Source organism: Flavobacterium sp. N2820, from assembly GCF_025947285.1.
Taxonomy (GTDB): Bacteria; Bacteroidota; Bacteroidia; order Flavobacteriales; family Flavobacteriaceae; genus Flavobacterium.
The window spans coordinates 681,865-705,034 of sequence record NZ_CP110008.1 but is presented as its reverse complement, the minus strand read 5'-3'; the positions used below and the strand labels follow the sequence as shown (position 1 = coordinate 705,034).

Annotated in this window: 22 protein-coding genes and 1 pseudogene; 15 read left to right on the top strand and 8 right to left on the bottom strand. The window is 32.7% G+C overall.

Translation table 11 applies throughout. The features are described 5' to 3' along the window. Positions 1 to 15: 15 nt before the first annotated feature. The 3 genes from OLM52_RS03305 to OLM52_RS03295 all read right to left on the bottom strand — a co-directional run bounded on the left by OLM52_RS03305 (position 16) and on the right by OLM52_RS03295 (position 3,445). Positions 16 to 2,310 carry a bifunctional salicylyl-CoA 5-hydroxylase/oxidoreductase gene (locus tag OLM52_RS03305; protein WP_264549724.1) on the bottom strand — a complete coding sequence of 765 codons (2,295 nt, stop codon included), beginning with the start codon at positions 2,308 to 2,310 and terminating at the stop codon, positions 16 to 18. 71 nt (positions 2,311 to 2,381) lie between these two features. Then, on the bottom strand, positions 2,382 to 2,837 hold the full coding sequence (locus OLM52_RS03300) for an SRPBCC domain-containing protein (protein ID WP_264549723.1): 456 nt from the start codon (positions 2,835 to 2,837) through the stop codon (positions 2,382 to 2,384). A 2-nt stretch (positions 2,838 to 2,839) separates the two neighbouring features. Next, positions 2,840 to 3,445, bottom strand: coding sequence for a flavin reductase family protein (locus OLM52_RS03295; protein WP_264549722.1), 606 nt, complete (start codon positions 3,443 to 3,445; stop codon positions 2,840 to 2,842). 244 nt (positions 3,446 to 3,689) lie between these two features. Here OLM52_RS03295 and OLM52_RS03290 point away from each other — a divergent pair, with 244 nt between their 5' ends. The 10 genes and pseudogenes from OLM52_RS03290 to acs all read left to right on the top strand — a co-directional run bounded on the left by OLM52_RS03290 (position 3,690) and on the right by acs (position 15,460). Then, positions 3,690 to 4,109, top strand: coding sequence for a hypothetical protein (locus tag OLM52_RS03290; RefSeq protein ID WP_264549721.1), 420 nt, complete (start codon positions 3,690 to 3,692; stop codon positions 4,107 to 4,109). A gap of 98 nt (positions 4,110 to 4,207) precedes the next feature. Further along, entirely contained in the window at positions 4,208 to 5,419 is a 1,212-nt protein-coding gene (locus OLM52_RS03285) for a hypothetical protein (RefSeq protein ID WP_264549720.1), read from the top strand. Between the two features lie 24 nt (positions 5,420 to 5,443). Continuing rightward, positions 5,444 to 5,704 (top strand): DUF4212 domain-containing protein, encoded by a 261-nt coding sequence (locus OLM52_RS03280; RefSeq protein WP_262318614.1) that lies wholly within the window; start codon positions 5,444 to 5,446, stop codon positions 5,702 to 5,704. Positions 5,705 to 5,728: 24 nt separating this feature from the next. Continuing rightward, positions 5,729 to 7,477 (top strand): sodium:solute symporter family protein, encoded by a 1,749-nt coding sequence (locus OLM52_RS03275; protein ID WP_264549719.1) that lies wholly within the window; start codon positions 5,729 to 5,731, stop codon positions 7,475 to 7,477. A 99-nt stretch (positions 7,478 to 7,576) separates the two neighbouring features. Next, positions 7,577 to 7,771 (top strand): hypothetical protein, encoded by a 195-nt coding sequence (locus OLM52_RS03270; protein WP_264549718.1) that lies wholly within the window; start codon positions 7,577 to 7,579, stop codon positions 7,769 to 7,771. After that, positions 7,764 to 10,465: pseudogene (locus tag OLM52_RS03265) on the top strand (ATP-binding protein). The gene OLM52_RS03270 and the pseudogene OLM52_RS03265 overlap by 8 nt, the downstream one beginning before the upstream one ends. Continuing rightward, positions 10,462 to 10,824: a response regulator transcription factor gene (locus OLM52_RS03260; protein WP_264549717.1), complete on the top strand. Its 363-nt coding sequence runs from the start codon at positions 10,462 to 10,464 to the stop codon at positions 10,822 to 10,824. The pseudogene OLM52_RS03265 and the gene OLM52_RS03260 overlap by 4 nt, the downstream one beginning before the upstream one ends. Positions 10,825 to 10,841: 17 nt before the next feature. Further along, positions 10,842 to 11,423 (top strand): hypothetical protein, encoded by a 582-nt coding sequence (locus OLM52_RS03255; RefSeq protein ID WP_264549716.1) that lies wholly within the window; start codon positions 10,842 to 10,844, stop codon positions 11,421 to 11,423. A gap of 103 nt (positions 11,424 to 11,526) precedes the next feature. Then, positions 11,527 to 13,428 carry an acetate--CoA ligase gene (locus OLM52_RS03250; protein WP_319800225.1) on the top strand — a complete coding sequence of 634 codons (1,902 nt, stop codon included), beginning with the start codon at positions 11,527 to 11,529 and terminating at the stop codon, positions 13,426 to 13,428. Between the two features lie 124 nt (positions 13,429 to 13,552). Continuing rightward, positions 13,553 to 15,460: an acetate--CoA ligase gene (gene acs, locus OLM52_RS03245; RefSeq protein WP_264549714.1), complete on the top strand. Its 1,908-nt coding sequence runs from the start codon at positions 13,553 to 13,555 to the stop codon at positions 15,458 to 15,460. A 50-nt stretch (positions 15,461 to 15,510) separates the two neighbouring features. Here acs and OLM52_RS03240 read toward each other — a convergent pair whose 3' ends face one another. Genes OLM52_RS03240 through OLM52_RS03230 form a run of 3 tightly spaced genes read right to left on the bottom strand, consistent with a single transcriptional unit; the run spans position 15,511 to position 18,663 of the window. Continuing rightward, entirely contained in the window at positions 15,511 to 16,122 is a 612-nt protein-coding gene (locus OLM52_RS03240) for a GDSL-type esterase/lipase family protein (RefSeq protein ID WP_264549713.1), read from the bottom strand. Positions 16,123 to 16,131: 9 nt separating this feature from the next. Further along, positions 16,132 to 16,740, bottom strand: a complete 609-nt coding sequence (locus OLM52_RS03235) for a PolC-type DNA polymerase III (RefSeq protein WP_264549712.1) — start codon at positions 16,738 to 16,740, stop codon at positions 16,132 to 16,134. Between the two features lie 3 nt (positions 16,741 to 16,743). Beyond that, positions 16,744 to 18,663, bottom strand: a complete 1,920-nt coding sequence (locus OLM52_RS03230; RefSeq protein WP_264549711.1) for a DUF294 nucleotidyltransferase-like domain-containing protein — start codon at positions 18,661 to 18,663, stop codon at positions 16,744 to 16,746. A gap of 179 nt (positions 18,664 to 18,842) precedes the next feature. On the opposite strand from OLM52_RS03230, the gene OLM52_RS03225 reads away from it, so the two are divergent. From OLM52_RS03225 to OLM52_RS03205, 5 genes are all read left to right on the top strand, one after another. After that, complete coding sequence (locus OLM52_RS03225) at positions 18,843 to 19,211, top strand: hypothetical protein (RefSeq protein WP_264549710.1); 369 nt, start codon at positions 18,843 to 18,845, stop codon at positions 19,209 to 19,211. Positions 19,212 to 19,325: 114 nt separating this feature from the next. Then, positions 19,326 to 19,934 (top strand): YqaA family protein, encoded by a 609-nt coding sequence (locus tag OLM52_RS03220; protein WP_264549709.1) that lies wholly within the window; start codon positions 19,326 to 19,328, stop codon positions 19,932 to 19,934. Then, on the top strand, positions 19,931 to 20,206 hold the full coding sequence (locus tag OLM52_RS03215) for a DUF3817 domain-containing protein (RefSeq protein ID WP_264549708.1): 276 nt from the start codon (positions 19,931 to 19,933) through the stop codon (positions 20,204 to 20,206). Before OLM52_RS03220 ends, OLM52_RS03215 begins: the two co-directional genes overlap by 4 nt. A gap of 42 nt (positions 20,207 to 20,248) precedes the next feature. Further along, on the top strand, positions 20,249 to 21,445 hold the full coding sequence (locus OLM52_RS03210; RefSeq protein WP_264549707.1) for a mechanosensitive ion channel family protein: 1,197 nt from the start codon (positions 20,249 to 20,251) through the stop codon (positions 21,443 to 21,445). Positions 21,446 to 21,537: 92 nt separating this feature from the next. Continuing rightward, positions 21,538 to 21,924: a glyoxalase gene (locus OLM52_RS03205; protein WP_264549706.1), complete on the top strand. Its 387-nt coding sequence runs from the start codon at positions 21,538 to 21,540 to the stop codon at positions 21,922 to 21,924. A gap of 66 nt (positions 21,925 to 21,990) precedes the next feature. Here OLM52_RS03205 and OLM52_RS03200 read toward each other — a convergent pair whose 3' ends face one another. Both OLM52_RS03200 and OLM52_RS03195 read right to left on the bottom strand, forming a co-directional pair. Continuing rightward, the gene (locus tag OLM52_RS03200) at positions 21,991 to 22,659 is read right to left on the bottom strand and encodes a DUF2461 domain-containing protein (RefSeq protein ID WP_264549705.1); all 669 of its coding nucleotides are present in this window, start codon (positions 22,657 to 22,659) and stop codon (positions 21,991 to 21,993) included. 117 nt (positions 22,660 to 22,776) lie between these two features. Continuing rightward, a complete protein-coding gene (locus OLM52_RS03195) occupies positions 22,777 to 23,166 on the bottom strand; it encodes an acyl-CoA thioesterase (protein WP_264549704.1) in 390 nt (129 codons plus the stop codon). Positions 23,167 to 23,170: the final 4 nt, after the last annotated feature.

Here is a 23,170-nt window from a genome sequence, read left to right as displayed (position 1 = left end):
TCTACAATCTTAATACTACTTTTTATTACTTTTAGGTTTTAATGCCTTTTTCATACCTTCCACTTGTTTTCTTTCCGAAGCTTTTAGCGGATACAAATGTGAAACTCCCATTTTATATGGATTTGGAATGTCATTCGCTTGAAATTGTTCGTAAGCTTGTGCGTTTCTCACGAAATTAGCATCCAACAATAATGGTCTACCTAATGCAACTAAATCAGCTCTTCCGTTTAAAAGAATCGTATTGATTTGGTCGATATCTTGAATATAGCCAGCGGTTATAGTTGGGATATGGACAGTATTTCGAACGGCATCCGAAAAAGGCGTTTGCCACATTCTACCCGTTAATGGTTTTTGACCTGCGACAGTATTTCCTGTTGAAACATTAATGATGTCAGCTCCAGCAGCTTTAAAAGCAGTTGCTATTGCAATTACTTCTTGTTCCGAAATTCCATTTTCTGCCCAATCGGTAGCTGAAATTCGCACTGAGATTGGTTTTTCAGTTGGAAATACGTCACGAATTGCTTTAAATACTTCCAAAGGATATTTTAAACGATTTTCTATGCTTCCGCCAAATTCATCCGTACGAATATTGGTTAATGGCGATAAGAAAGAAGCCAATAAAAAGCCATGATGCGCTTGTAATTCAATCATATCAAATCCAGCTTCGTCTGCGTTTTTGGTCGCTTGAATGAATTGTGATTTGATTTCTTCCATATCTTCCAAAGTCATTTCCTTAGGAGTAGCGAAATTTTCATTGAATGGAATAGGAGAAGCGGAAATTAAATTCCAAGGTGTTTCCATTGGTCCTTTGCCTTCCCAAGGTTTTTTAGTAGCACCTTTTCGACCCGAATGTCCTAATTGAATTGCAATTTTTGTGGATGTATTGTTATGAATGAAATCGGTAATTTTTTTCCATTGATTCAATTGCTCTGCATTATAAATTCCCGCGCAACCTTCTGTAATTCTTCCAGTTTCGGAAATTGCCGTCATTTCGGTTATGATTAATCCTACACCACCCGTAGCGCGACTTCCGTAATGCACCAAATGCCAATTGGAAACTTCACCATCAACAGCGGAATATTGTCCCATAGGCGCCATTACGATGCGGTTTGGGAGTTCTAATTTTCTTAATTTGAATTTTGAAAAAGCTGCTGATTGATTTTTGATATTGACATTGTAATTGTCATTGAATTCTTCTAAAACTTTATCCGTAAACGAACTATCTCTTAAACGTAAATTTTCATATGTTACTTTTTTTGAACGTGTCATGCATCCAAACGCAAATTGTTGGAACGGATGTTGCATATGACGATCCATATTTTCGAACCAATCTAAAGAAACTACTGCGGCATATTGAATCATTTCTACCGTATTTCTTCTGGTTTTATCGTATTGCTCAAAAGCGGCTTGAACGTTGTTTGGATTAGCAATTACGGCATCCGATAATCCGATGGCACAATCCATAGCTAATTTTGTTCCTGAACCAATAGAGTAGTGGGCTGTAGCTTTTGCATCTCCAAGCAAAACAATATTGTTGTGATACCATTTTTCATTTGTTACATGTGGGAATTTACGCCAATGTGATTTATTTGAAATTAGTGGATGTCCGTCTAATTCTTCTTTGAAGATTTCAGCTATTTTTGCCATGGTATCTTCTTCATTTGTAACTTCAAAACCGTGTTTTTGCCACGTTTCATCGCTACATTCAAAAATCCACGTACTCATGCCTTCTTCATATTGATAGGAGTGCGCAACAATAGTTCCTTGAGGTGTACTTCTAAAGAAATAAGTGAAGGCATCTAAAGGTTTTGTAGAGCCTAACCAAACAAATCTGTTTTTCTTTAATTCGATTTTAGTTCCAAATTCATTCTCATGTTTTGTTCGGATGGCACTTGCAATTCCGTCAGAAGCTAATATAATATCCGAATCCGCAAATCGAGATAAATCATCTACATTTTGTTCGAAATGCAGATTTACGCCTTCTTCAACACATCTTTGTTGTAATAATTGTAAAAGTGTTTTTCTGGAACAACCACAAAATCCATTTCCGGCAATATTTACTGATTCGCCATCACGAGCCACGATAATATCGTCCCAATAGGCAAATTTACTTCGAATGAGTTCGTATGATTGCATGTCGCGTTTTAGGAATTCCCCTAAGGTTTCGTCTGAAAACACCACACCAAAACCAAAACTATCGTCGGGTTTATTGCGCTCGTAAATATCGATTTGGCAATGTGGCATTGCTTTTTTGGTTAATATCGAAAAGTAAAGTCCGCCAGGACCACCACCTATAATTGTTATTTTCATATGTATTAGCACGCGAATAAAACGAATTTGCTCTGGCAAATACGGATTTCCGCAGATTTTATTTATTAATTTTATTGCTTCATAAAATCAAAAGCGCCCTTACGCAAATTGATTCCATATTCTAAATAGGCTTTTAAACAAGAAAGAAAATTGGACCAACCGAATGAATTTCCGGAAAGCCATTTTAAACCTGCTTCGTTATTTTTCATACTTTTCTCTGTAATCGTAACTAAAGCTGAATTGTTTTCTTTTTCTGAAAGTTGAATTTCTACTAATAAGTCAACTCCAGCATTTTCCCAATAGAATGAAATGTATTTGTTGTTTTCCACTTTTCCAACTTTAACAGGACATTCGTAGTCGAATTCAGGAAATTTCCAAATGATATTTTTGCCTTCTTCCATTATTCCTGTGCTAGTAGCAATGAAATAACAAGCCATTTTTTCTGGATTTATAATGGCTTCAAAAACTTCATGAACAGGTTTTTGAATTTGCATTGCACAATTTATTTCTAATCTATCAGAATTCATTTCTAGCCTCTTTTTATAGAGAAAATTTCTCCTAATTTACTATAATTTGAACCTGCTAAACGAGCAACAGGTTTGTATTTGTCTAAGTTGATTTTATGATTCTCCATTAGAATGGAATCGTCAATATGCATGGTGATTATTTTACCAATAATAATGCAAGCGCCACCATTTTGATGCTTTTCAATAAAATAATGATGTACCATTTCACATTCAAAATGCACTAAGCTTTCTTTGACACGTTTTGGCTTGATATAAATAGCATCAATAGGAGTAACACCTGCTAATTGAAATTCGTCAACATCAGCAGCAACACTTTGTGAGGTAGTATTCATTTGTTCGACCACATCTTCGGTTACTAAATTGACCACGAATTGTTTGTTATCTAATACATTATTCAATGTGTCTTTGTTTTTATTTCCTGTGCGAACAGTAGAAAACATTACGTGAGGAGGATCTTCGCTTACGACATTAAAAAAAGAAAACGGAGCAAGGTTGTTCATTCCTTGAGCATCAACTGTTGAAATCCAACCAATAGGTCTTGGAATTACGGTTCCAGTTAAAAGCTTGTATAAAGCGGAAGATTCGGTATGTTGAATATCGAATTGCATAGTTTAGTGTTGTTTCTACAAATTAAGTAAAATAATTTAAAGTCATAACTATACTTTTTTGATAAAATTGAATATTTTTATGAACATTCTAAAATCATAAAAAAGCGAGTATTTGATTATTATTGCATTATGTGTAATTTTTATTCAAAATAATTGTGATATGTGAAAAAATATATTTGAAAAATTACGAACAATATTTTTGTATATTTTGCAAAATTAGTATATTTATGCAAAAATTATATATATGGAGATTTTAGCATGTCCCAAATGCCAAAGCGATTCAATTGTAAAAAGTGGTGTAATCAAAGATAGACAAAGGTATTTGTGTAAATCTTGTAATTATTATTTCACTGTCAACAAATTAGGTAAAAAGATAGATGATTACTATGTTACTAAAGCATTACAACTGTATTTAGAAGGTTTAAGTTTTAGAGAAATTGAGCGTATTTTGGGGGTTTCGCACGTATCGATTAGCAATTGGGTGAAAGAGTTTAAAATCAAAAAACCGCCACATCCTAATTATCATCCAACCTATAAGATTTTCAAGCACAATGAGCTGGTTGAATACCTTCAAAACAAAGATAGATTGTCTGGTGCGGGTATGATTATTACAGAGCTTGGCGATAAGTTTATGCTTATTAAATGGGAACGTTTTAAAGATTAACTATACCATTTTACAAAATTATATATTACAATTTTTTTCATTAACATAATTTTAGAATTTGGTCAAGCAGAAATGCAACACTAACCAAAACTTAAATTATGAAAAAATTATTATTAGTTGCTGGATTACTCTTTTCAGCATATTCATTTTCACAAGGTTCTCCTGATTATGGAGCTGGTATGAAATTCAATCTTAATGAAGATGGGTCTAAGTACATGCGTGTAATCGCTTGGGGGCAAATGTGGGGGCAATACAATGACAATTTGCCCGATGACAAAAAAGCATTTGAATTTTCTACAAGAAGAGCAAGAATTTTAACGTATGCTCAAATTACACCAAAATTTTTAGTCTTAACGCATTTTGGATTAAACTCACTTAATGCAGATAATATGTCACCCCTTGGAAAAGGAGAAAGTTCTCAGTTATTTTTCCATGATTTTTGGGTACAATATGCCTTAGGTAAAAACCATGCTATTGGATCTGGATTACATTATTGGAATGGTATTTCACGTTTAAATAGTCAAGGAACGTTAAACTTCATGACACTTGATAATAACAGACAATCATGGGCAACATTGGGCTTATCAGACCAGTTTGCAAGACACCAAGGAGTATATGCTAAAGGTACATTTGGAAAATTTCAATATAGAGTTTCTATCAACGAAGCAATTACAAATGGTTTAGATGCAAGAAATCCTGCAGATAATGTTAATACAGCAGTCTACGGAGGAAGAAGAGTATTAGGATCTAAAGATGCTGGAATGAATTATGCAGGTTATTTTGAATATGGCTTTTTAGAGCAAGAAAGTAACTTTTTACCTTTTAGAGTAGGTTCATATTTAGGTACTAAAAAAGTCTTTAATGTTGGTGCTGGATTCTTTTTACATCCAAAAGGAAGTGTTATGAATGATGGAACTACTAATGTTGGAGAAGATGTTTCAGTTTTTGCAGTTGATGCTTTCTATGATGTACCACTTGGAGATAAAAAAGGAGCTATTACAGCTTATGCAACCTATCAAAATAATAATTACGGAAAAGATTATTTATTCAATGCCTATGGAACAGGAAGTATGATTTATGGACACGCTGGATATTTAATTCCAACCGAAAAACTAACAAAACTTCAACCTTATATCTCTTATGCATCAAATAGCTATGATGCAGTTGATGATAATAGAACTGTTTTTGGAATTGGTTCTAATTTATACATGAATGGACACAATTCAAAATTAACATTAGAGTATAAAAACGAAAAATTTGGTGATAACGAAACAGGGACTGTTACGCTTCAAGCCATGATTTACCTATAATAAACAATCAAAAACTAATAAACAATGAGTGATCAAAAACACGCTACGGCTTATTGGAAGGAAAATTTAAGATACCTTCTAATTCTTTTAAGCATTTGGTTTCTATGCTCGTATGGAGCAGGAATACTATTTGTAGACCAATTAAACACAATCAAATTAGGTGGATTTCCACTTGGCTTTTGGTTTGCCCAACAAGGATCAATGTATGTTTTCGTAATCTTAATTTTTGTCTACGTTCGTTTAATGAACAAATTAGATAAGAAATACGGTTTTGATAACGATTAATTAACAAGATAAAAAATTATAATCATGGATGTAAAAATTTGGACATATATTATTGTAGGAATTACGTTTGCAATCTACATTGGAATTGCTATTTGGACAAGAGCAGGTTCTACTAAAGAGTTTTATGTAGCAGGTGGAGGGGTTTCTCCATTAGCTAATGGTATGGCAACTGCTGCCGATTGGATGTCTGCCGCATCATTTATTTCAATGGCAGGAATTATTTCTTTTGCAGGTTATGATGGAGCCGTTTACTTAATGGGTTGGACCGGAGGTTATGTACTTTTAGCATTACTTTTAGCTCCTTATTTGAGAAAATTTGGGAAATTCACGGTGCCAGATTTCATTGGAGATCGTTATTACTCAAAAACTGCGCGTTCAGTAGCTGTTTTCTGTGCTTTGATTGTATCATTTACATATGTAGCGGGTCAAATGCGTGGAGTAGGAGTTGTATTTTCAAGATTCTTAGAAGTTGAAATTAACACCGGTGTAATCATCGGAATGATAATCGTTTTATTTTATGCGGTTTTAGGTGGAATGAAAGGGATTACTTATACGCAAGTAGCACAATATTGTGTATTGATTTTTGCTTTTATGGTTCCTGCAATCTTCATTTCAATACAAATGACAGGAAATCCAATTCCACAATTAGGAATGGGAGGAACAGTAGCTGGAACAGATACTTATTTATTAGATAAATTAAATGGATTGTCTACAGAATTAGGTTTTACCGAATATACAGATGGCTCAAAATCAATGATTGACGTTTTGGCAATTACTTTAGCTTTAATGGTAGGAACTGCAGGATTACCTCACGTAATTGTTCGTTTCTTTACGGTTAAAAATGTAAAAGATGCACGTAAATCTGCTGGATTAGCATTAGTATTTATTGTAATTTTATATACAACAGCTCCTGCAGTATCTGTTTTTGCAAGAACTAACTTAATCGAAACAGTTAGTAATAAAAATTATGCCGACATGCCTCAATGGTTTAAAAACTGGGAAAAAACTGGTCTTTTAATCTATAATGATAAAAATGCTGATGGAAAAATTCAATATGTAAAAGGAGATGCATTTGTATTGAAAGACGGTAAACCACAAAAAGACCAACCCAATGCTGAAAGTGCTAATGAATTGTATATCGATAATGATATCATGGTGTTAGCAAATCCTGAAATTGCAAAATTACCTAACTGGGTTATTGCATTGGTTGCTGCTGGAGCTTTAGCTGCTGCACTTTCAACTGCTGCTGGTTTATTGTTAGTAATTTCTGCGGCCGTTTCTCACGATTTAATTAAGAAAATGGTTAACCCAAATATTTCTGAAAAAGGAGAATTATGGACTGCTCGTATTTCTGCCGCTGTTGCTGTTGTAATTGCTGGTTACTTTGGAATTAATCCTCCTGGGTTCGTAGCAGCGGTTGTAGCATTGGCTTTCGGATTAGCCGCTGCATCATTCTTCCCTGCTATTATTTTGGGTATTTTCAATAAAAAAATGAACAAAGAAGGAGCAGTTGCAGGTATGGTTGTAGGTATGGCATTAATGTTATACTATATGGCAAAATTCAAATTAGGTTGGATTGGTGATATGCCAGACAAATCTGAATGGTGGTTTGGAATTTCTCCTGAAGGATTTGGAACAGTTGCTATGATTGCAAACTTTATTGTTGCTTTAGTAGTAAGTAAGTTTACACCTGCGCCACCACAAGAAGTACAAGATATTGTAGAAAATATCCGTATACCTTCTGGTGCTGCTGAAGCAGGAGCTGCTCACTAATTTCATAGAAAATAAATTATTTTACAACTCTGTTCTTGTTTTTCAAGAACAGAGTTTGTATTTTTAAAAAGTTAATATAAAATATACCTACAATTCTCAATGAAAAAAAGACATCAACAAAAATTAGTGGTTTTATCATTACTATTGTTATTGGCGCTTAACTTGCCAATAGTATTATTATTTGATAGTTCCGACAGTTTTTTAGGCTTTCCTATCATTTATATTTATGTCTTTTCGGCTTGGTTTTTTTCGATTTTAATGTCTTGGATTGTAGTACAACGTTATTATGAATAGTGCGGTTCTTTTACTTATTTTATTAGGGTATTTGGGTATTCTTTTTTTTATCGCACATTGGGCAGAAAAAAAGAAAATATCAAATGGACGAATAATTCATACATCTATTCTTTATCATTAGCCGTGTATTGTACCGCTTGGACGTATTATGGAAGTATAGGTGTTGCAGCTAATTCAGGATTAGGATATTTGCCTATTTACATCGGCCCCATCATCATTATTCCAGCTTGGATTATTATTTTGAAGAAAATTATTCGCATTTCTCGTGTGAATAAAATTTCAAGTATTGCCGATTTTATATCGCTTCGTTATGGAAATAGTCGTTTTTTAGGAGCTATTGTAACCGTAGTTTGCTTGGCAGGAATTTTACCCTACATCGCATTACAATTAAAAGCAATTTCGGAAACGTTTCATATTGTTACCAAAACCAGTACTAGCTCATTAATTTTTGATGATACTACAACATATGTTGCCATTGCATTAGCACTTTTTGCATCTTATTACGGTACGCGTTATGTTGACGCATCCGAAAAAAGAAAAGGAATTGTAACCGCAGTTGCCATTGAAAGTGTGCTGAAATTAGTCTTTTTTATCATTGTTGGAATTTATGTAACCTTCTTTGTTTTTGATGGCTATGATGATATTTATGCAAAAGCTTCTCTTTTAGAGAATTTCAAAGAAAAAAATACCATTGGCGGATTAGAACAAGGTCTAAATTGGTTTTTTCTAAGTATGGTTTCTCTTTTTGCTATTTTTTTATTGCCGAGACAATTCCAAATGTCGGTGGTTGAAAACAATAGAGAACGTCATATAAAAACCGCAATTTGGTTGTTTCCTTTATATTTATTGCTATTCAATATTTTTGTATACCCAATTGCTTGGGGCGGAAATGTATTGTTTGAAGGAACTAATGCTAATGCCGATACTTATTCGTTACTAATTCCTCAATTTTTTAATAATACCACATTAACCGTTTTGGTTTTTCTTGGCGGATTTTCGGCCGCAATTTCAATGATTGTAGTTTCGAGCATAAGTTTATCTACCATGTTGAGTAACAACTTATTAATTCCATATACTTTTTTAGGAAAATTACGCAGCGAGGAACAAGTCATCAATAACAAAAAGATTGTCAATATTCGTAAAATTGGCATTTTTTCACTCATTATTGGGGCCTATTTTATCTATCGTTTCTTCGCATTAGACTATAGTTTAGTTTCTATCGGATTAATTTCATTTGTTGTTATCGCACAATTAGCGCCAGCCTTTTTCGGAGCTATTTTCTGGCGTAGAGGTTCAAGAATGGGAGCAATTTATGGCATTTTAATTGGATTTCTAATCTGTATTTATACCTTATTGTTGCCCTATGCAATTGGACTGACCAACAACGAAAGTTCTTTTATTTCGGAAGGTTTTATGAAGATTTCGTTGTTAAAACCCTTCCAACTTTTTGGTTTGGATTATTTACAACCCGTTCCACATGCACTGTTTTGGAGTATGTTATTCAATAGTATTACTTATTTTGCGGTTTCAGTGAGTTTTAAAGGAAATTACCGCGAACGTAATTATGCTGAAATGTACGTTGACATCGAAAAATACAGCACCAATCATGAAAATGCATTCGTTTGGAAAGGAACCGCTTATACCAGTGATATTGAAAAAGTCTTAGTTCGATTTTTAGGCGAAGAACGAACCAAAAGAGCTTTAAACATATTCAATGTAAAATATAATGTGGATAAAAATCAAGAGCTTGCAGATGCGCGTTTAGTTAAATTTGCCGAAAATTTATTAACAGGTCACATTGGAACAGCTTCGGCTCGAATTTTAATTTCAAGTGTCGTTAAAGAAGAAAAAGTAACCCTTCCAGAAGTACTGAAAATCTTAGAAGAATCCAAAGAAAACATTATAACTAATAAAAAACTACTGGAAACTTCTAATGAATTGAAAGAAATTACTTCGCAACTTCAAAAAGCAAATGAAACCTTGGTTCGAAAAGACATCCAAAAAGACGAATTTTTAGACACTGTTACACACGAACTTCGTACACCAATTACCGCTATTCGTGCTGCGAGCGAAATTTTGCACGATGACGACGAAATTCCAGAAGAGTTAAAAAAACAATTTCTACAAAATATTATTTCCGAATCCGACCGATTGAATCGATTGATTGATAAGATTTTGGATTTGGAAAAATTTGAAACAGGAAAACAAACCATTCATCCAAGTGTAAATAACTTAATTGCTACTATTGAACATTCGATTGAACCATTACAACAACTGATTAAAAACAAGAAAATCAGTATTTATGTAGAAAGTAAAGATACTATTTTTGCGTTTTATGATGAAGATCGAATCATTCAAGTGGTAACGAATTTGTTATCAAATGCCATTAAGTTTTGTCCAGAAAGCGAAGGTTTAATCACCATTCAAGTAAAAAAAGAAGATAATTTTGTAATAACTTCTGTTCAAGATAACGGAAAAGGTATTAATCCTAACGATTTTGAAGTTATATTTGACAAATTTTATCAAGCTTCCAATCAAAATTTCAAAAAACCCGTTGGTAGCGGATTAGGATTGGCAATTTGCAAACAAATTATAGAACATCACAAATGTAAAATTTGGGTAGAACCAAGTATAAAAGGCGCATGTATTGCTTTTACATTGCCTTTAAAAAATATTGAAAATACAGATTTATGAAGAAGATTTTAATTGTTGACGACGAACCAAACATAGTAATGACGCTGGAATACACTTTCAAAAAAAGTAATTACGAAGTATTTATAGCGCGTGACGGGCAAGAAGCTTTGGATATTTTAAAAAGTAATTTTCCAGATGTGATTATTTTAGACATCATGATGCCTATGGTTGACGGTTTTGCCACTTTAGAACAAATTAGAAAAGACGAAAATCTAACCCACACTAAAGTATTGTTCTTATCCGCTAAAAACAAAGAAAGTGACATTGAAAAAGGAATGGCTCTTGGTGCCGATGCCTACATGACCAAGCCGTTTTCAATTAAGAAAGTGGTAGAGAAAGTGGAGGAATTGTTGAATTAACTAAATTCATAGTTAAAATGATCGAAGTAGAATTTAAAAAGTTTTGGAATAGTAATTTTAACCAAACTATCCCATTAAGCTACCTTTTTAAAGAAGTTTATCATGAAAGATGGCTAAGATTTCATAGCCTACCAGATTCGAAAAGATATCCTGAAAGCGATAATGAGATGAATATTATATTGCAAAGATATAATCAAATATTTTCTGAAATCTATAATGAAAACGAAGAAATCTATTTAGTTCATACTAATATAACTCATAATGATGAAAAATTTGAATTATTAAATTTTCACTCTGAATTAAATTTTAAAAAAAGTTGCTCATTTAAATTAAAAATGTATTTTCCTAATGACTTTGATAATGATGCAATATTAGAAGTCTTTGTAAGTAGAAAATGTTGGAAATTAAATTCATATAATGAAATTTTGAAAGAAATTGTTAACGATATTTCAAGGTTTTTTTTTATTTCATTAGATAGTAAAATTATAGTAGCTCCTTATGATGGAGGAATTGACATTATCTTAAAATCAGAAACTGATAAAGCTATACTTACAAAAAAATACAAAAATTGGATTTCAAAACGTATTGATAAATTATAATTCTTGAAACGCTAAACAATCTATACCTATTTAGCAAGATTAATTCATTTGGCATTATTTTATTCTTTAAATTTACTAAAGAAAAAATAACACAAACCGAATTATTCAAATGAATTATTACGAATTTTATAAAAAAAGTAACGAATCCGCAGTAGATTTCTGGAAAGAGCAATCACAAAACATTGCTTGGTTTTCAAACCCAAAAACTATTTTGTCTAACGATTCAAACGATTATCCATTGTGGTTTGCAGATGGAGAACTCAACGCATGTTATCTAGCAGTTGATAAACACATAGAAGATGGCTTTGGAGAGCAAGTTGCTATTATTTATGACTCACCCGTTACACAAACTGTAAAAAAGTATACATTTATCGAAGTTAAAACCGAAGTTGCCAAATTAGCTGGCGGTTTACTTTCGCTTGGATTAGAAAAAGGCGATACTGCTGTAATTTATATGCCAATGATTCCTCAAGCCGCCTTTGCTATGTTGGCTTGTGCACGAATAGGAGTAACACATTCGGTAGTTTTTGGAGGTTTTGCACCGCATGAATTAGCTATTCGTATTGATGATTGCGAACCTAAAGCCATTATTACCGCTTCTTCAGGAATTGAAATCGACCGGTTAATTGCCTACAAACCTTTAGTTGACGAAGCTATTGAATTAGCCCATCACAAACCAGAAAAAGTAATCGTTTTCAATAGAAAATTAGGGGCAAGAGTACCCTTTAAAAAATACGATGTCGATTATGATGCCTTAGTTTATGGTTCAGAAGAAGCTGACTGTATTACTGTGAATTCAACACATCCTTTATATATTTTATACACTTCAGGTACAACAGGAAAACCAAAAGGAATTGTTAGAGATACAGGTGGTTATGTTACCGCACTTAAATTTTCAATGCAACACATTTATGACGCAAAAGAAGGTGAAGTGTTTTGGGCTGCTTCCGATGTGGGTTGGGTGGTAGGACATAGTTATATTGTTTACGGACCTTTAATTAATCGAAACACAACCATTCTTTTTGAAGGAAAACCAATACGCACACCTGATGCAAGTACCTTTTGGCGCGTAATTGCCGAACACAAAGTTAGTGTAATGTTCACCGCACCAACTGCTATCAGAGCCATTAAAAAAGAAGATCCTAATGGCGAATTCATCAAACAATATGATTTATCTTGTTTACGAATTCAATTCTTAGCAGGAGAACGTTGTGATGTAGCAACTTTAGAATGGTATCGCGAACATATTCCAGTTCCAGCAATCGACCATTGGTGGCAAACCGAATCGGGTTGGCCAATGATTGCAAATATGATGGGAGTAGAGTATTTACCTATAAAACCAGGTTCGGCAGGAAAAGCTGTTACGGGTTACGACATCAGAATTTTTGGAGAAAACGGACAAGAATTAGGACCAAATGAAGAAGGTTATGTGGTAATCAAATTGCCATTACCTCCTGGAACTTTATTGGATTTATGGAAAGATAATGAACGTTTCAAAGCGGGCTATTTGAATAAATTTCCAGGGTATTATTTCTCAGGAGATGGCGGATTTAAAGATGATGAAGATTATATTTTTATTACAGGTAGAGTAGATGACGTCATAAACGTTGCTGGTCACCGCCTTTCAACTGCTGAAATGGAAGAAATTGTAGCTTCACATCACTCCGTTGCAGAATGCGCTGTAATCGGAATTAATGACGAATTAAAAGGTCAAATTCCATTAGCATTGGTTGTTGCAAAATCGGGAGAAGATATTGAACATTTCCAACTGCAACACGAAGTTGTCAAATTAGTAAGGGAACAAATCGGAGCTGTAGCATCGTTACGCGATGTAGTTATGGTGCAACGCTTACCAAAAACCCGTTCTGGTAAAATACTTCGTAAAATGATGCGAAGCATTGCCGATGGAGAAAACTTTCAAATTCCTTCCACTATCGACGATGAAGCAATTATCGAAGAAATTCGAGATGTTTTACAACACGATAAAATTGGATGTTTTAAATAGATTAAATAGTTAATCTCTACTTACTTTTAACTAATCACTTAACTATATCTATTTAGCAAAAAAATATGAAATTCAAAAAATAGATTGATTATATTTACACTATCAATTAAAAATAAACTAAAAAATGAGTTATTATAAAATACACGATTTAGAAAACTACTTTAAAATGTATAAGAAGTCGGTACGCGAACCAAGAAAATTCTGGGACCGTATTGCTGATGAAAACTTTGTATGGTATCAAAAATGGGATAAAGTTTTTGAAGTAGACATGCAAGAAGCTAATTTTAAATGGTTTTTAAATGCAAAAGTGAACATCACTAAAAACTGTATCGACAGACATTTAGCAAAAAGAGGCGATAAAACCGCTATTATTTTTGAACCAAATGATCCAACCGAAGCAGCACAACATATTTCTTACAACGAATTATACGTTCGTGTATCTAAAATGGCAAATGTTTTGCGCGATCAAGGCATCAAAAAAGGCGATAGAGTTTGTATTTATTTGCCAATGATTCCCGAATTAGCCGTAGCTGTTTTAGCTTGTGCTCGAATTGGAGCTATACATTCAGTTGTTTTCGCTGGTTTTTCATCTTCAGCAGTTGCTAGTCGTATTAATGATAGTGAATGTAAAATGGTAATTACTTCTGACGGAAGTTATAGAGGTAATAAATCAATTGATTTAAAAGGAATTGTTGATGAAGCTTTAGACAAATGTCCTTGTGTTGAAACTGTTTTGGTCGTTAATAGAACCAATACAGCAGTAACCATGAAAGAAGGGAGAGATTTGTGGTTACAACCGCTTTTAGATGCTGCTTTAGGAAATAATGTTGCCGAAATAATGGATGCAGAAGATCCGTTATTCATTTTATATACTTCGGGCTCAACCGGAAAACCAAAAGGAATGGTACATTCAACGGCTGGTTACATGGTTTACACAGCTTACACCTTTAAAAACGTTTTCAATTATGAAGAAAATGATGTGTATTGGTGTACAGCAGATATTGGTTGGATTACAGGACATTCTTATATTTTATACGGACCACTTTTAAATGGCGCTACCACTGTGATTTTTGAAGGAGTACCTTCTTATCCAGATTTTAGCCGTTTTTGGGAAGTAATTGAAAAACATAAAATTACTCAGTTTTATACAGCTCCAACAGCAATTCGTGCATTGGCTAAAGAAAGTTTAGATTTTGTTCAAAAACATCCATTGAGTTCATTAAAAGTAATTGGTTCTGTTGGTGAACCCATTAACGAAGAAGCTTGGCACTGGTATAACGACCACGTAGGAGGAAAGCGCTGTCCGTTAGTAGACACTTGGTGGCAAACCGAAACTGGAGGAATTATGATTTCGCCAATTCCGTTTGTAACACCTACAAAACCTACGTATGCATCCTTACCCTTGCCAGGAATTCAGCCTGTTTTAATGGATGAATTGCGAAATGAAATTGAAGGGAATCAAGTAACAGGAGCTTTGTGTATTAAATTCCCTTGGCCGTCAATGGCAAGAACCATTTGGGGCGACCACCAACGTTATAAAGAAACATATTTTACAGCTTTTCCAGGCAAATATTTCACAGGAGATGGTGCTTTGCGTGATGAAGTAGGGTATTATAGAATTACAGGTAGAGTAGATGATGTTATTATTGTTTCTGGACATAATTTAGGAACAGCACCTATTGAAGATGCGATCAACGAACACCCAGCAGTTGCAGAAAGTGCAATTGTAGGTTTCCCTCATGATATCAAAGGAAATGCATTATATGGTTTTGTAATTCTAAAAGAAACAGGAGAAAGTCGTGATAAAAATAATCTTGCAAAAGAGATCAATCAATTGATTTCTGATCAAATTGGTCCGATTGCGAAATTAGATAAAATTCAGTTTGTGAGTGGTTTACCAAAAACGCGTTCGGGTAAAATCATGCGAAGAATATTAAGAAAGATTGCAGAGGGTGACTTCTCTAATTTTGGAGACATCTCAACGTTATTAAATCCTGAAATAGTGGAAGAAATTAAGAACGGCAAGCTTTAGTTTTTTAGTTTTATTGGTTAAAAACTGCTTCAGTAATGGAGCAGTTTTTTTTATTTTAAATAAAATTCAAATATACTTTTCATTTTTAAATAACCCTCTAAATTTGGATGAACTCCATCATCCGTATATTTTTTATCTAAACCTAGATTCTCATCAACCATTTGAGTATAATAATCAACGTATTTTATTTGTTTAACTAAAGAGTAAGCCTTTATCATTTGATTGAGTTGGATGATTTTCTCAATTGGCTGAATTTTGGGATTCCAATAAAAATTATTTGCAGGAAGTACTGAGCAAAGCAATACTTCAATATTATTTTTTAATGATTTCTCAACCATTGAAACAATATTATTCATGATTTCTTCTATGGAAATTGGACCATTATTTTCTGCAATATCATTAATTCCTGCTAAAATAATTACACTTTTAGGCTGTAAATCAATAACATCTTTTTGAAAACGTTCTAAAATTTGTGAAGTGGTTTGGCTACTAATACCTCTATTGATATAAGTATTTTGACTAAAGAACATCGAATCGTAGCGTTCCCAAAATTCGGTTATCGAATCACCAATAAAAACAATTCGGTTGCCATCATTATGCTGTTTTAGTAAATGCTTATTATCTAAAGCATATTTTTCCAAGTAAGCCCAATCGTTTTGCATTTTTTGGAATTAAATCTCTAATTTTTTCTTTAGTTTTAAAAACAATAAAGCGGTAATAAACGCATCGCCACTTGCTGTATGTCGATCCGATTTTCTGATTTTATAGATATCACATAATTCATCTAAAGAATTGTGTTGTTCTTGAGGTAAATATTTTAATTTCTGATACATAACATCAGTATCCATCGCTTGATTTTTTAGTTTTCCAACATCCAATCGTGCTAAACCTTGATTAATCATTTCGATATCAAAATCAACGTGATGGCCAACTAAGGTGGCATCTTTAATAAATTCTAAAAAACGAATAATGGCTTCGGCTTCCACAATTTTTTCTTCCTTTCCATCTTTTAAAATACCATGAATAGGCACCGATTCTGCTTTAAAAATGTCTTGTTGTAAAAACACTTCCATAAAATCTCCAACAATTATTTGATTGTTTTCAATGGCTACTGCACCAATAGATAAAATTCGGTCTGATTTGTAATCTAAACCAGTTGTTTCGCAATCAAAAACAACAAATCGTTTCTTTTTATCTTGATTTTCATCAAAATAAGTAAGATAGGTTTCCCAAAATTTAGGATGATCTTTAACTATTTTCTTAAACCAATTGAACGCCATATCTTAAGTAAAATAAGTTAATTGAAAACGATTTTTAATCACTTCTTGAATGTCATGTATTGGCTGAAAATCATTTTTAAGTTTTACTTTATCTAACTTCGATAACTCACTTAAATTCAAATACCTACCATCAGAATCATTTTTCAAACCTTCTTCCGTTCTAAACTTCAATAATTCAGCAAAAGCATCGGCACACGCTTCATAAATTGGTGCATTTTGAGGTTCTAATTCGGCTAATTTTGCATATCTCGAAATGGTATTGGCTGTATTTTTTATGCCTTTACCTAACGATAAAATTCGAGCTGCGTCAATCAATGGCATTAAAGCTCTTCCTTTTAAATCAAAGGTATCTTTATGTTCGCCATCGCTTTCAACTAAAAACTGACGGAAAAAGCCTAATGGTGGTGGATTTTTCAAAGCATCAGCACCCAAATAAGCAAAAAACAACTGATTATCGTGGGTTTCTTCTTGAATGGTTTTCGTAATTGCATCTACTAAAGTTTCATTTCCGTATACAAAATCATAATCAAAGAATATAGTACACATCAAAATACCTTTTTCACCTGGAGCAGTAATCCAACCTTTGTATTGGTTTTTCCAATCGGAAACCGATTTACACCAAAGTGGATTGCTTGCCATCATTTCTGCAGGACAATATTCATACCCAACTTTATTTAATGTTTTAGTAACTTTTTCAGCTAATTCTATAAAGTATTTTTTAACATCATCATATTTATCTTCTGGAACATCTTCAAAAATAATTGCATTGTCTTGATCGGTCATTAATAGTTGTTCTTTTCTACCTTGACTACCAATGTTTAACCAAGCAAACTGGGCTGGAGGAGGAGTTCCAATTTTTTCAACGGCCAATTCGATAGCTCTACTTGTTATGGCTAAGTTGATCTCACCAACAATAGAAGAAATATGATTAATAGGTACGTTTTTATCTAAAGAATGCTGAATTAAATCAGATAATTTTTCTCTAACTTCTTTTAAATCAGCAGATTTTTGAGCTCTTTTGCATTGTTTTAATAAAACCCCTGGATTATTTGCTTGAGCCACTACAATATCATGTTCGGTAATAATCCCTGTAATTTCAGAATCATTTGAACCATCTTTTGTAACACATAAATGCGAAACACCATGTTTTAACATCATAATTTGTGCTTCGGCAATAGATAAATTATCGGCAACAGTAATTACAGGTGATGACATGATTTTATCAATTGTAACTTCAATACTAAATAATCCGGTTGCAATTTTTGAACGCAAATCTTTATCGGTTACAATGCCAATTGGTTTTCTATCTTGATGAATAATCATGCTTCCAATTTTACTACTTGCCATTGTTTGTGCAACAAAACGAACAATGTCGTTAGGTGAAGCGGTGATTGGATTTGCGGTATATTTTATGGGTTGATAGTATTGAATTTCGGCATTTTGATCATTATAAATAACATTTTCAGAAATTAGTTTTCCTTTGTTGTTTTTGTCATAAGGATTTCTGGTATTTGATGCAAAACTTTCCAATAAAAAACTCAAAACATCAGGGTTTTCTGCCACATAAGGTTTAAAAGTCTCGATAGGAATTGCATAAATTATACTTTCTTCACGCGCTTTTGCTGTCATTAAATAATTATTCTTTGCAAAAAACGGTCGTAATCCTAAAATATCGCCTTCGTCACATTTATCAATTAGGATATCATCTGCATCAGAAGTGACCGACAATCCAACAGCACCAGAAGCCACAACATAAAAAAATGAATGTGTAGCATCGTTAATTTTAAAAAGTGTTTGGTTTTTTTCTAAATATAAAACTTGACAACTCTTAGCAATTGTCAATAAATTTTGATAATTCAAACTCGAGAATGGAGGATAATTCTTTAAAAAGTCGGTTATTCGTTCAGCAATTGGATTTTTCATAGGTAGTGCATTTACAACACGAAGGTACAAATTAATGTTAGTATATTGAAGTAGTTTTTTAGAAATTCTATTTTACATAATGTATATTATAATTCAATAAAAAGTACAAAAATAAGACTTAAAAAGTCTTGCTTATCTATTATAGAAAGTTTAATTTTGCAAATATTATTAAATATCACATGGAAAATAAACAAGCCCTCAAATTAATAGAAAAAATTCAAAAAGAAATTTTACAAAATAAATTCTCTGTTGAAGATGCTGTTGCTGATTTAAAAAAAGTTAGAGAAATTACTTTAGAATTAAACAATCCTGTAGTTACAAAAGCGCTTCGTTTAGCTTATGAACATTTAGCAACCAATAATGCTTTTTTTATTGGAATTCCAGATGATGAACCTGTTGATGCAAAAGATGCTGTTATTGAAGCAAATATTTCAGAAGAAAACAACTTAGAAAGTTTAAACTACTTCCTTTCTTTATTCACTGATTTAAGCAAGAAAAATAATTTATTAGATTTAAAAGAATACAACAAAGCTTTTCTAGCGTACTAATTCTTTTCTATTTTACATAATATCAATCGGTAGAATTCATTTTTACCGATTTTTTTTATTTTTCTTAACGCATTTCTATTTTCTATTCACCTAATTTTGCAAAAAAATTAAAACATGTCAAAAGTTAAAAAACCAAAATATAAATTATTACATCAATATTACAAATACACTGGTTTTTATTCCTTTATTTGGGAAGGTGTGAAAAAAGCAATTTTACCAACATTTGTAGTTGTTGCTATACTTTTTTATGTAAATTATAAAGTAATTAACTTGAATGAAGGGTTGGTTTACATTACCCAAAATTTCAGTGATTTTTTTATATTTTCAATCTTTTTGTTATCAGAAAGTGTTTTAGGATTAATTCCACCCGATATCTTTATTGCTTGGACCAAAAATACTGAATCACCTCTACTCTATTTATCCATTTTAGCTTTTCTTTCTTATTTAGGCGGAGTTATTGCTTATTTTATGGGAATGGCAATAGTTGCAATCCCATCTGTCAATAAATATTTATATGGGAAAATGCAGAAACACGTAATTAACATGCAAAAATGGGGTGGATTTTTGATCGCTGTTGGAGCTTTGTTGCCTTTACCGTTTGCAATCGCATGTCTTGCTGCAGGAATGATTAACTATTCTAGAAAACATTTCTTTTTATTTGGATTACTTCGCTTTTTTAGATTCGCTATATATGGCTTTGTAATATATTCTGCTTTATCATGATAAAATCATTTAGATCAATTGCTCTTTTAGAAGGGCTATCCTTACTTGCCTTATTGTTTTTTGCTATGCCAATGAAATATATTGGTGGAAATGATATTTATGTAAAAAACATAGGTATGGCACATGGTGTGCTTTTTATTTTGTACATTGCTTTTGCTATTTTGATTAAAAACGAACAAAAATGGTCTTTTAAAACCTTTTTAATCATTTGTTTAGCATCAATTGTTCCATTTGGAACCTTTTATGTAGAAAAAAAATATTTACAAAATTAAAGCGTGAAAATATTTAATTGGGCATATCAACTGTTTAAACAAATGGATTGTAGCGACGATGTTTCGCTTTACCTAAATTTGTTTATCAACCTCATTATTCTAATACTGGTTGCTGCCTTTTTAGATTTTATTTTTAAAAAAATATTTATCGTTTTTTTAGCCATAATTGCTGCCAAAACCAAGTCAAGCTTTGATGATTTTTTAGTAGCTAATAAAACGGCTAAATACATAGCGCATTTAGTCCCACTTTTATTTATTTACAAAACGGTTCCTGTAATCTTAAGTAAATTTACCTATTGGGAGGATTTCTTTGAAAAAGGTGTAAAAATCTACATCATCATTCTTTCGCTTTGGATTACCCGAAGTATTTTTAATGCCCTTAAAGATTATTTAAAACACAAGCCTCGTTTTAGCGACAAGCCAATTGATAGTTACATTCAAGTAATTATGATTGTTTTGTGGATTTTTGGGATTACTTCTTTTGTTTTGATCATGTTTAACACCACAATGGAAACATTGTTAACTACTTTTGGAGCAATTTCAGCCTTAATTTTCCTTATTTTTAAAGATACAATCCTTGGTTTTGTAGCCAGTATTCAGGTTTCTGTGAATGACATGGTACGTATTGGTGATTGGATTACAATGGATAAATTTGGTGCAGATGGTGATGTAATCGAAATTAATTTAGCAACCGTTAAAGTGCGAAATTTTGATAATACAACCACAACAATTCCTACCTATAGTTTAATTTCTGATAGTTTCAAAAACTGGCGCGGCATGTTAAACTCAAATGGGCGTAGGATAAAAAGACATCTGCTGATTAAAGCACATTCGGTTAAATTTGTTACACCAGAAGAAGTGGAAAAATACAAACAAATTCAACACATCAGTTCGTATATTTCACACAGACAAGCTGATATTGATAAGTATAATAAAGCCAACAACATTGACAAATCTAACATTGTAAACGGCAGAAATTTGACCAATTTAGGCCTTTTCCGAAAATACATCAATCAATACATTTTATCGCATCCCGGAATTAACAAGGAGATGTTATTGATGGTTCGCTATTTACAACCCACAGAACACGGAATCCCTTTAGAAATATATTGTTTTTCAAAAGATAAAGAATGGATTAATTATGAGCACATTATGGCCGATATTTTTGATCATACAATGGCATCTATTCCTTATTTTGATTTAGAAGTATTTGAATCGATTAGTACTAAAAACAGTTAATTATTAACAACTGATTCTTAATAACTTAAAATAGCCTTCAAGAAATTGGAGGTTATTTTTTTTAACTTTAAACAACTATAAAGAAAAACATCATGAAAACAAAAGATGAAGCTATTTTAGAAATTAGAGGCGAATCTATTGGAACCATTTTTGAAAATTCGAGCTCCGAAGAAAAGTTTCAAAACCAAACCCTTCGACCTATTTTAAAGTTTCAAAATGATTTATTTATTGAAGTTTTTAGAAATTATGCCTTCAAACAGAAAAACGCTTTTTTTTCATTAACTCCTGAAAAGAAAATGATTTATATTGAAAATGCCATTCAGCGTGATATCAAATTTAGAAATTCGCTAAAAGGCATTATCATTGGAATGTTTACAATTTCAGAATACAAAGATTACATTCAAAACTCGTCTAATATCAACAAACGAATGATGAATTTGCTAATTGAACGTTTAAAAAGCCAAATTCAGATTATTTAATTTGGCAATAGGCCAATGTGTCAATGAGGAGAAAAGAATTGACACATCGGCACATTGACTAATTGGCTAATTATACAAAGATTCTCCATTCAAATCGGTACTCAATACTTCGCTCATGTAATCGAAAAAAGGGCGCATCGCTTTGAATGTCGCTAAAACTTCTTCTTGAAAATGAGAATCCAAAACTTCTTTATCCGAAAAACTTCGGGTTAATAAATATTGCTTTTTGCGAATCAAATCAATCGCTGGGTGCGTTTTATCAAAACCTTTTGGAGCTGTTTTTAACTCCTCGCCTTTTAATTCGCCAAAGAATTTCTTGAACGTTTCATCTGCAATAATCGCTCTGATTTCTTCATCATCCATTTCAAACTCTTTACGAATGCGATTCAAATCGACAGGATTGGGTTCCCAAAAACCGCCACCTACAAAACTTCCTCCAGGTTCAATATGCAAATAATAACCGCCACGAAGCATTGGTTTTGTTCGGGTAAACCCAACGCTGAAGTGATTTTTATAAGGTGCTTTATCTTTTGAAAACCGCACATCACGATAAATTCTAAAAATCTGAACACGTTCGATACTATCCACTTTTCCCAACTGCTCGCCTACCGATGTAAAAAATGTTTTGGCTAACTTTTGTTCGGTTTCAAAGGCTTTTTTATTTGCAGCAAACCAATCACGGTCGTTGTTTTCTTTGAGTGTATTTAAGAATTCTAAGGTTGATTTATTTATCATATTTACAAGATTTTGTCAAGCTGAACTCGTTTCAGCTTCTCTATTTTAGCCACAGATTTCACAGATTAGCACAGATTATATATTTTAGAAATCAAATCCATTTAATCCTAATAATTATTATTTTTTTAAGCGGTCTTCTATAAATTCGATTTGGGTTTTACCATGTGGTTTTGGTTTTCCATTTTCATCTAAATTTACCATGGTAATGTTTTCAATGGTAATGATTTTTTCACGTGTCATCATGTTACGAACTTCACATTTTAATACTAACGATGATTTTCCAAATTGTACTACATCCAAACCAATTTCAACAATATCACCTTGTTTGGCGGCACTCATGAAATTAATTTCACTCATAAACTTGGTCACCACTTTTGGATTTTCCAATTGCACAATCGAATACAAAGCAGCTTCTTCGTCTATCCAAGCCAATAATTTACCACCGAATAACGTTCCATTCGCATTCAAATCTTCGGGCTTTACCCATTTTCTTGTATGAAATCGCATTTTG